The following is a 10081-nucleotide window of genomic DNA, read 5'->3' on the forward strand; positions in this document are numbered from 1 at the left end:
AAGAAAAGGCCCGGTTCGCGAGAACCGGGCCTTTTTGTTTTCAGCGTGTTCGGGCTTCGAGTACATCGGTACGCGGCGCAGAGCTTTGCCTGAGCAAGTCGAAAGCCTTGGTGCAGAGCTTGAGCGGCAATTGGGCCGCGCGGATGCGCTGGCTGCGCCCCGCCAACGCGCGGTAGCCGGCCGGATCGTCGCAATCGACCTTGTCTGGTGCGCCGCGCTTGATGCGGTACAGGATCAGGTCCGGTGGCGACAGGTGCCAGGTCACATCAATGCCACTGTCCGTTGTGTGCTCGAGGGTGAGCGAGGGTACTGGCAGGCCGGTAGGCAGGAGCAAGGTAGGGATGCTCAGGCTGTTGGCCATCAACGCACGGGTGGGCAGGTGTTCGGGAGACTCGACACCGATCACGCACAGGTAGTGCCAGCCCGGCTCCGGGCCATACGCATCGTCGATGCTGGCCTCGCTGGCGGGAATGGTACCGCTGTAGCCGACCGGGTTCTCGCATTCGAGCGCGTCACGGGTGGCCTTGTAGCGATAGCGTGGGGTATCGAGCTTGAAGGTCAGGCCCCAGGTGGGCAAAGGCGCCTGACCTTCGCTAGGGGATGCGATCTTCGCCACTGTTCGCGGGGGCGTCAGCTGTTCGAGCTGGAAGGCAGGCAGCAGGCTGCAGCCTTCTCCGTTGAGGTCTGCCTTTGCGGCGCTGAAGCAGCCCAGCAGCCGCTGCACGGGCATTGCGCTGTTGCGCAACGTATCGAGGGTGGCCGCACCATCGCCAGGCTGACAAGGGTTGTTCGGTGTGCAGGGCAAGGCGCCCTGGTAGTTGACGGCAACACTGTTGACCACGCTGACCAATTTGCCGCTGGTCACCTCGACCACGGCGCTGCCCGAAGCTCCAGCCGCCATGCCGAGACAGCTGTTGCGTTTGACCTGCCGCCACACCCAAGGCTGTTCCACCACCACATCGGCATTCTCTTCATTGCAGTGGGATAGGCGCAGGCCCAGGTCGGGGCTGCTCGGCTCGCCCACTACGTATACCGCGCTACCGGGTGTCGGGGACGCGCCCAGCGCCAGCGGCTCGATGCCCTGGGCCATGACCTGGCCCAGGGTGGAATCCAGTTCGAGCAGCGCGAGGTCGATGCCTTGCATGCTGCTCCAGACGACACGCTTTACCGGCAAGGGCTGACGCTGGTCGAGCGTGTCCACGAAGTAGTTGAAGCTGACCGTGGCACTGATCGGCTGGTCTTGGAGGATCACCCCGTGGCGTTTGTCGACACAGTGACCGCTGGTGACGATATAGGCAGGGCCGTCCAGCGGCTGCGCGCCGCCACGGGTGTCGATCAGGCTGGCGATGCATTGCCTGCCGTCGGTTGACGAAAGTCGGCCGACGCCGGTCCACCGGGCGCTCTGGCCCATGGCATTGGTCAGCGTGATGGGGGGCTGTGGCTCGAGGAGATTGCCAGCAGGTTGGTTTGCCGAGGCATTGAAGAAAACACCTGAGATCGCTGCGGTGAGCAGGCCGCGGCTGAGAATGGACATGATTGGAGCTCCTTTCATTGAAAGCAGCTACCTTTGCGCCGAGTACGGCGAGCGTGGAGGTACATACTGCTGGCTGCAATGACGGGCAGTGGCTCGTCTGCTGCCAAGGCCAGTCACAAGCGACGGTACCGGAGGTCCGGTTCCCAGGCCGGGCTAGATCACTGCGATAAATACCGCCTGCTTCAGCGCCATGACTCATACGCTGGTTCGCTCTATCTCAACAGGAGCGGCCCCATGCCATCGCCAAGCCCTTATTCGACCCTCAAGCAAGCTGTACAGGCACAGTTCGCCCATCGCCCGACCCTGCGTGAAGTCGTTGGGCAACAGATCTTCAAGGTGCTCACCCAGCATTATCCGTTGATCGCCAGCAGCTACCCGGAGCTCGATAGCGCCCAGGACTTCTGGCTGATCACGCCCACGATGCCTGGGGCTCCTCGCCCTGCCGAACGTCTGACCACGGTGTTTCTCGAAGCCTTGCGGCAGGGCACCGAACTGTCCTTTGCACCCGAGCAGTTCTTGAGCCTGGAGCCGCCTCGGCAATTCAAGGCCGCCGAGGTCATTACCGAGGCGATGAGCGCCAGTGACGTCCTGATCCGCCTCGATAATATGAATGGGGCCTTCAATCGCTTGCTGGACGGACTGGCAGCCGCTTTTCAGCAGGCCCAGATCGACCATTGGAATGCCCAGGGCGACGACACGCCCGACGATGCCGGAATAACCCGCCATCGCTGGATGCAGCATGCCTTGCGTACGGCCCTGTTGGGCAGCATGCGTGGCCTCGGGCTGACCCATGAGGCCAACCATTGCCTTTACAAGCTGCTCGCTGGGCGCACCGCAGGGATGCAAGTGAATGCGCTCGAGGTCACCCTGGGAAACAATGGCGACAACCGCAGCGAATTGTTGCCCGATCTGCTGGTGATACAAGAGCACAATGAAAGCCGCCTGCTGCTCTGGTGCCCACCTTCGGGCAAAGCCCGTGCCTACACATCGTTCGAGGCGTTCAGCGGTGATCTGCGTGACCGCCTGGCACAGCTGCATGTGTTTGACAGCCTGAACTGGAACCGCTACGAGCTGCAGGGGGACGCCTTCTTCGAGCAATCCGGTCTGTTGTTGAATGCAATGCTGGCCAACGTGCAGGCGTTGCCCGGGCAGGCCTTTGAGAGCGTCGAGCTGATGGAGGCCGCGGTCGCACAGCGAACCGATCCTTCTTCTGTGTTCTTCGAAGAAGCCTATTTCGATGCGCAGCCAACCACCCCACAATTGCCGACATGGTTGGAGGGGGCCTCCAGCGAAGACCGTTTCGATTACCAGGTGGCAATGCTCGACCTGGCCATCGACCAGGGCCTTTCGGCAGGTGCCTCTTCGCTGGATGGCATTCTCGATCTGCAGGCCTACACCCGCCGGGAGTTGCGTGCGCAGATGCTGGCCGACTACCCGGTGGAGGCCAACTACTATTCCGACGATCTGATCCTGACCTTGCAGCATGTCGAAGGTGTGCCTGGTGGTGCTGGCGTGGGGACGGGCGACGGTGTGGTGAGGCGCTACACGATGAGCCTGACGGAGCTTGCCATCGGCAACCTGAGCACGCTTGTACACGCCTCCATCGTTGCGATCAGCCATCGGGAAAACCAGCTCATCACTGATTGGATGAATGCCAGCTACCTCCGGCGCCTGGTGCAGAAGGTGGATATCGGTGGTCGCTATCCGGGTTACGTACAACAGGCCATTGGTGATGCAGGCCGGCGTGACGACCGAGTGGAGCGTTTCGGGCGGGAGTGGCGCATGCAGCTCATGTTCGACGCGCTCAGGCTCAAGGTCGATGGCGGCCTGACCGCTGAGGCCTGGCAGGCGCTGGTAGAGTTTTGCCGCAGCACCGCCGACATGAAGGCCAGTGTCGAAATCGCCCCCTTGGCGTTCAGCGTGCCTCACACGAGGTCCAACGACACCGTCGCCTGCATGTTCGTCATCCGCGTTCGTCACACCAACATCTTCCTGCTGTATCGACCACTATACGGCGATGCGGCCTTGCGGCAGTTCGTCGGCCGCGAAGCACTGATGAACGCCGTGCTGCACGATCAAGCCCTGCAGCTCAGCGTGCTGCAGTGGCTGAGCGACGATGCCCGTGGAATTTATGAGGATGGCGGCTTTGAGAACCCTCATCGATTCAGCGGCTGGCGGGAGAGGGCGGCGCAGTTCCTGATACCCGGTGAGTTGGCGGCTTTCGAGCATGCCAATCGAGTGAGCCTGCAATTCGAACCTTGGCTGGCTGACATTGACGCGCATCTGTTCGCCAGCAAAGGCCAGGTGCTGGTCATGCAGGCCGAGCGCACTACGGTGTCCAATGCCGAGAGCCGCTGGAGCCTCTTGAAGGAAGGTGCCTGGTTGCTGTTCAACATCGCCGCGCCATTGTTGCGCGGGCCGGCTGCCGGCCTGACCTGGCTGGTGTTGGCGATCGACGCTCTGGCCGATGATACGCAGGCATTGCGCGAAGGCACCGACGCCCAGCGGTCGTTGGCGATTCTTGACTTGGTCGGCAATCTGTCGATGGTACTGAGCCATGGCCGCTTGCCGCAGTCGGTGCAGACCGAAGCGTTGCCTCAGCTGGCAGCGCCGTCGGCGGTGACGCGCGCCTTGGAGGTGCCGGTCGTGACGATGGGCAAGGTGCATCTGGAGGGAGCGCTGCGCGCTCGTCAAAGTGACGCCGTGGTACTGGACAGTGGCTGGGGGGCTGGTCCTGCAAGTCAGATTCAGGCCTTGCGTCAATTCGTCACAACCGTCGACCTGAAGGGCGTGACCGAAGGCGCCGATGGATTCTACCGGCAAGGTGATGAACGCTATGTACTGTTGTATGACGAGCACTTCCATGTACAGGTATTCGATGGTAACGCCAGGATCGTAGGCCCGGACGGTAAGTTGGGGCCTTGGCTTTGGCGCGGTGAGCGGTGGAAGGTGCGCATGGGCATTTTCGGTGGCATGCCCGGTAGAAGAGGGGGACGGGCAAACCGCCAGGCACAGTTCGACAGGTTGTTCCGAGAGGTAGGAAGCAACATCGAGAGCGGGATCACAGTCGCAGCCCGAATCACCCAGGAAGCCAGACAAATAGTCGACCAGGAACTCAAGATCAAGCAAGCCCAGGACTTGCAGCAAAGTGCTCGGGCCAATGCTGCGAACGCGCTCAGTCAGGCGGATGTCGACCGGTTAGTGGCGGGTTATGAGGCAAGGATCGAGAGCTTGTCCGCCGGGTTGTCGACGATGCGCAAGACGGCTATCGATGCGATGAAGCAGGCTGTGATCCATGACAAGCGAATCTTGCAGGTAATCCCCGAACTCATCGAACTCCGGCGCTACCGTGACGTCTCCACGGCGCACACGGACGTAACATTCAACCAAAGCGGCGCAATGGCCAGATCCGCGCTGGTGCTCAACAGTTGGAAGATCTTCGACGAACTCTGGCGCCAAGGGAACTATGACGAGCTGAAACGGCTGATCACGGCGCTGCATGGCAACCGGGTGATCGATCGGATCGATGTGTATCGCCAGTTCCGGGAGAAGGTGGCAGTCAGCGTCGAACTGCAGAAAGACATGATTGAGGCCAGTATCGACCTGGACAATCACCTCCCGGCGTTGGCGCCGCAAACCCAGCTGATACCGGGCGAGCCACCCTTCAACGTGCAGATGCTGTTGTCCTTCAGGCCCATCACCACCACGGGATTGCGCTTCCACCAGGCGATGAACTTTCTCGACCTTGGCCTGCACCTGGACAGCCCCGTGGGCGGGCGCAGGCTGTTTCGTTACAACCTCGAGCTTGTGGGCAACAGCCTCAAGAGTGCCGCCAGTGCCCACGCCGAACTGAGCACGAGCATCGTGTCTGCCCCCGACCGTATAGAAATCCTTCAGACCGCCTGGAACGAGTATTCCACGGCGCTGATCAACTGTATGGACATCATCGCCAATGGTGGCCGCCTGGTAGATGTGGGCCGGCTCGAGCAGTACCGGGAGGAGTTGAAAGCTTTGAAACTCCAGGTCAACGAGCAATTGCTCGAAGCGTTGGCTGAAGAGGCCGGCACTCCGATTGCTGCTCGCCATCCGGCGTACATCGTTGAGCAATCCAGGAAGCACCTCGTTCGCACCCGCAGTGGCGAACTGGTTCTGGGCACGGAAGTAAACAGTGCCGATGGTCTGCGGCTGGAGGTACGTGAGCGCTTCACGAATGAGCTACTGCACCGCTTCGATACCTCCGCGCAGGGATGGGTCGAAGTGCTCGATGCGCCCACATCGGCAGCGCCCGTGGCCGACCAGACGGCTGCCGGGGAGCGAAGCGAGCAGCTGTTGACGGAAGGCGCCGAGATCGAGCGGCGGGCCCAGGGCTACCTGGATGGCGATGTTCCAGGACGCAAGCTGGCGGGTCTGTTCGACAGCTACCTCGACGAGCTTCGCGCAATTCTCGTCGAACTGGGCACCGTGGCGGGCTCAGATGAGCTGGTCCGTCGGCTGAACGCAGGTGTCGCCGAATGGACCGCGCGGCGGGAGGCGATGCTCGGTGAACTGTATGCACGGACACGCTACCCCGATATCGACGCGCTTACCTTCCTGCATGGCAAGCAGCTACTTGCCTTTGAGTACGATCAGCGTGTGCTCATCAGGAACGGCACTGCACTGGACAAGTACAGGATCATCTTGCTGGCCAAGCCCGGGGACCGCAAAGGGCGCCCACTGTGGGAGGCTCACTTCCACTTTGCCAGGCAGGATGCCCTGTCGGCTGACTTTGACAGGGGGCACCTGAAAACCTGGGAGCAACGCCTCTATGGCGTGGATGAAGCGAAAAAGCTGGCGGTCGAGGGAAGGCGTATTCACCGTGGGCCGATCACCTACCAACAGGTGAAGGACATCATTCCTTTCCACGCGGTTTGACAGAGCGCCTGCGGCGGGGGGCGGAGTCACTCAGTGATTGCTGTAAAGGCCATGCCTGCCATGGGCGGGCATGGCCTGGTTGCCACGCAGGGCAATCATCTGCCGCAGGCCGATCAACTCGATGCCCTGGCTCTTGAGTCGGGGCATCTGTGCTTCCAATACCTGCAGGGTCTGAGGATAGGGGTGGCCGATCAGGACCGCCGTGCCTTGCCGGAGTGCCAGGGCAATACCTTGCTGCAACTGGGCGGCGATGGCCTCTGGGGTGCGCACGTCGTCCAGGAATACGTCCCGCGACACATGCGCCAGGCCAATGCGCTGGGCCTCGGCCGCCGCCACGGTGGCGGCACTGGTGCGGCTGTCGACGAAGAACAGGTGACGGCCCTGCAGCTCGCCCATCAGCCAGGCCATCGGCTCGCGCTGGGCGGTCATGCGGCTGCCCATGTGATTGTTGATGCCGGCGGCATACGGCACTTTCGTCAATGCGGCGTTCAAGCGCGCGGCCAGCTCCGGCAGCGGCGTGCCGGGGTGCCAGGCATAAGGGCCGGTGGCCGGATCCATGGGCATGTGCAGGATCACCGTCTTGCCGGCCTTGTGGGCCTGGCGGGCGAATTCGGTGGCGTGGGGGGTGTCGGGCATGATCGCCATCGTGACCGGGCCGGGCAGGGCCAGGGTGCGGCTGTCGCGCTCGGCGCTCTGGCCGAGGTCGTCGATGATGATGCTCATGTAGGCCTTGGCCGGCGCCGCTTGGGCGACGCCGGCCATGAGGCAGAACAGCAGGAACAGCAGACAACGCATGGGGACGGTCATTCACCCTTGGTGATGTTCAGGCCCTTGAGCAGGCTGAGGGCCTGGCTGAGCTGGAAGTCGTTGTCCTGCGGGCGCTCTTTGCGCTTGGCGCTGCCGGTCGGGCGGTCGGCGCCGCCGTTGCCGTTGCCCAGGTGGCCCTGCAGGTCGGCTTCCTTGAAGTTCTCGGTGTCGGTTTCGGCGGTGAGCTTGGCCGGGCGCACTTCGATGTCGGGTACGATGCCCTGGGCCTGGATCGAGCGACCGTTGGGGGTGAAGTACAGCGCGGTGGTGAGCTTGAGCGCGCGGTCGTTGGCCAGCGGCAGCACGGTCTGCACCGAGCCCTTGCCGAAGCTGTCGGTGCCCATCAGCACGGCGCGTTTCTGATCCTGCAGGGCACCGGCGACGATCTCCGAAGCCGAGGCGCTGCCGCCGTTGATCAGTACCACCAGCGGTACGCCCTCGCTGGCGTCGGCCGGGTCGGCCGAGAAGCGCAGTTCGGAGTTGGCGATGCGGCCTTTGGTGTAGACGATCAGGCCTTTGGTGAGGAAGTGGTCGGCCACTTCCACCGCGGCTTGCAGCACGCCGCCGGGGTTGTTGCGCAGGTCGAGTACCACGCCGCGCAGCTTCTTGCCGTTGTCCTTGCGCAGCTTGGCCAGGGCCTTGCCCACCTCTTCGCCAGTCTTGACCTGGAACTGGGTGATGCGGATGTAGCCGTAGTCGTTCTCCAGCAGCTGGCTCTTCACGCTCTTGACCTGGATCACCGCGCGGGTGAGGGTCACGTCGAACGGCGTGCCGCCGTCGCGCACCAGCGTGAGGACGATCTTCTCACCGACCTTGCCGCGCATCTTGTCGACGGCTTCGGTCATGGTCTGGCCGCGGGTCGGGGCGCCGTTGATCTTGACGATCAGGTCACCGGCCTGCACGCCGGCGCGGGAGGCCGGGGTGTCGTCGATCGGCGACACGACCTTGATGAAGCCGTCTTCCTGGCCGACTTCGATGCCCAGGCCACCGAATTCGCCGCTGGTGCTTTCCTGCAGCTCCTGGAAGTCTTCAGGGCCGAGGTAGGCCGAGTGCGGGTCGAGGTTGCTGAGCATGCCCTTGATGGCGTTTTCCAGCAGGGTCTTGTCGTCGACGGGCTCTACATACGCGGCCTTGATGCGGTCCATGACCTCGGCGAAGGTGCGCAGCTCCTCCAGCGGCAGTGGCGCCTTGGCGGTCACCTCGGTGGCCGGCACCGTGGCCGGCTTGGCGGCAACGGCAGGCTTGGCCGGCTCGGCGGCGAGCGCCAGGGGCGCGCCGATGACCAGGGCAATGGTCAGGGCCAGCTGGGTGAGGCGAGGCGAGTGCAGCATGTCGAACGAACTCCTGATCCTGTAGGCGCCCCTTTCGGGAGCATCGGCCCGGCGTTTTCACGCGCCGTGCCGTAAAAGTAGTCGGTGTTAGCCGCGGCACCATTGCGCAGGGTCGGTGGGCCGGCCCTGCTGGCGAATCGCGAAGTACAGACCGGCGCTGTCCTGGCCGCCGCTGTCGCCCACGGTGGAGATGGCTTCGCCGGCCTTGACGATGTCGCCGGCGCTCTTGAGCAGGCTCTGGTTGTGGCCGTACAGGCTCAGGTAACCATTGCCGTGGTCGAGAATGACCAGAAGCCCGGCGCCGCGCAACCAGTCGGCGAATACCACGCGCCCGCCGTGTACGGCGCGTACCTGGGTACCGGCGCTGGCGCTGATCATCACGCCGTCCCACTTGGCCCGGGCATCGCTGCCGCGCATGTCACCGAAGCGTGCCAGCAGTCGACCATTGACTGGCCATGGAAGTTTTCCCCGGGCTGCGGAAAATGCACCGCCGTAGTTGGCGCCGTCGCTGGAAACCACAGGGCCAAGCGTGGTGCGGGCCTTTTTCGGCGGCTCTTCCGGTTCGGCTTGCTGGTTGCGGGCGGCGGCGGCCAGGGCCTGTTCCTTGCGGCGCTTTTCTTCTTCCTGCTTGGCGAGCAGGGCGCGCTGGCGCGCTTCTTCCGCCTCGCGGGCCTGGCGTGCCAGGGTTTCCTCGATGGTCTTGAGCACTTTGCCCAGGTCGGCCTGGTCCTGCTCGCGGGCCTGCAGCTTCTGGTCGCGCTCTTTCATGTCGCTGTTGAGCTTGGCCAGTACCTGCTGGCGCTTGTCGCGTTCGCCGACCAGCGCCTGGCGGCGGCTGTCGAGGTCGGCGCGCTGGGTGAGCAGTTGCTCCTGCTGGCGGCCGATGTCCTGCTCGACGTTGGCCAGCTGGCGCAAGGTCTCGTTGAAGGTGCGCAGCTGCTCGGTGCGCGCCTTGCTCAGGTAGTCGTAGTAGGTGAGGGTGCGGGCGAATTTCTCGGGGTTCTGCTGGTTGAGCAGCAGCTTGAGGTATTCCTCGCGGCCGTTGTTCTGGTAGGCCGAACGGGCCTGGACGGCAATCAGGCGTTGTTGTTCAACGCGGGCGCTCTGGAGTTTTTTTTTCTCGTGATCAAGGCGCTCCAGCTCGCCCTCGGTCTTTTTTAGTTCTTGCTGCAGTGCCTCCACCTGTTTTTCCAGGTTGCCGATGTCGGTCTCGGTGGACTTGAGGTCTTTCTGCACGCCGGACTTCTCCTCCTGGAGCTTGCCCAGCATCTTCTTCAGCTCGGCGATGTCCTGGCGGGTGGCGTCCAGCTGTTGCTGGGTCTGTGCGCGCTCGTCGGCGAAGGCCGGGGCGAGCAGGCATGACAGGGCGAGTAGGAACAGGGCGCGAAGCATGGGGTTGGGCGTACCAAGGATGGAGACTGGCCTAGTATGCCCGCGCGGGCTTGCAAAAAAAACGCCTCGCGGCATGTGCGGCGAGGCGTTTGTCTGGAATTCATCT

5 protein-coding genes are annotated in these 10081 nt (G+C 63.3%); 1 reads left to right on the plus strand and 4 read right to left on the minus strand.

Annotated elements, in window-relative coordinates; translation table 11 throughout:
* Positions 1–40 precede the first annotated feature (40 nt).
* On the minus strand, positions 41–1534 hold the full coding sequence (locus ACQ4N9_RS04525) for a trypsin-like peptidase domain-containing protein (RefSeq protein WP_390965718.1): 1494 nt from the start codon (positions 1532–1534) through the stop codon (positions 41–43).
* Between the two features lie 234 nt (positions 1535–1768).
* Here ACQ4N9_RS04525 and ACQ4N9_RS04530 point away from each other — a divergent pair, with 234 nt between their 5' ends.
* Complete coding sequence (locus ACQ4N9_RS04530) at positions 1769–6445, plus strand: dermonecrotic toxin domain-containing protein (protein WP_390965720.1); 4677 nt, start codon at positions 1769–1771, stop codon at positions 6443–6445.
* A 30-nt stretch (positions 6446–6475) separates the two neighbouring features.
* Here ACQ4N9_RS04530 and ACQ4N9_RS04535 read toward each other — a convergent pair whose 3' ends face one another.
* The 3 genes from ACQ4N9_RS04535 to ACQ4N9_RS04545 form a co-directional block, all read right to left on the minus strand.
* Positions 6476–7240, minus strand: coding sequence for a divergent polysaccharide deacetylase family protein (locus ACQ4N9_RS04535; RefSeq protein ID WP_390965722.1), 765 nt, complete (start codon positions 7238–7240; stop codon positions 6476–6478).
* A gap of 8 nt (positions 7241–7248) precedes the next feature.
* Positions 7249–8583: a S41 family peptidase gene (locus tag ACQ4N9_RS04540; protein ID WP_347150851.1), complete on the minus strand. Its 1335-nt coding sequence runs from the start codon at positions 8581–8583 to the stop codon at positions 7249–7251.
* Between the two features lie 87 nt (positions 8584–8670).
* Positions 8671–9975, minus strand: coding sequence for a murein hydrolase activator EnvC family protein (locus ACQ4N9_RS04545; RefSeq protein ID WP_390965724.1), 1305 nt, complete (start codon positions 9973–9975; stop codon positions 8671–8673).
* Between the last annotated feature and the right edge of the window lie 106 nt (positions 9976–10081).

This window comes from Pseudomonas sp. ES1 (assembly GCF_050586605.1).
In the GTDB taxonomy this organism is placed as follows: domain Bacteria; phylum Pseudomonadota; class Gammaproteobacteria; order Pseudomonadales; family Pseudomonadaceae; genus Aquipseudomonas; species Aquipseudomonas sichuanensis.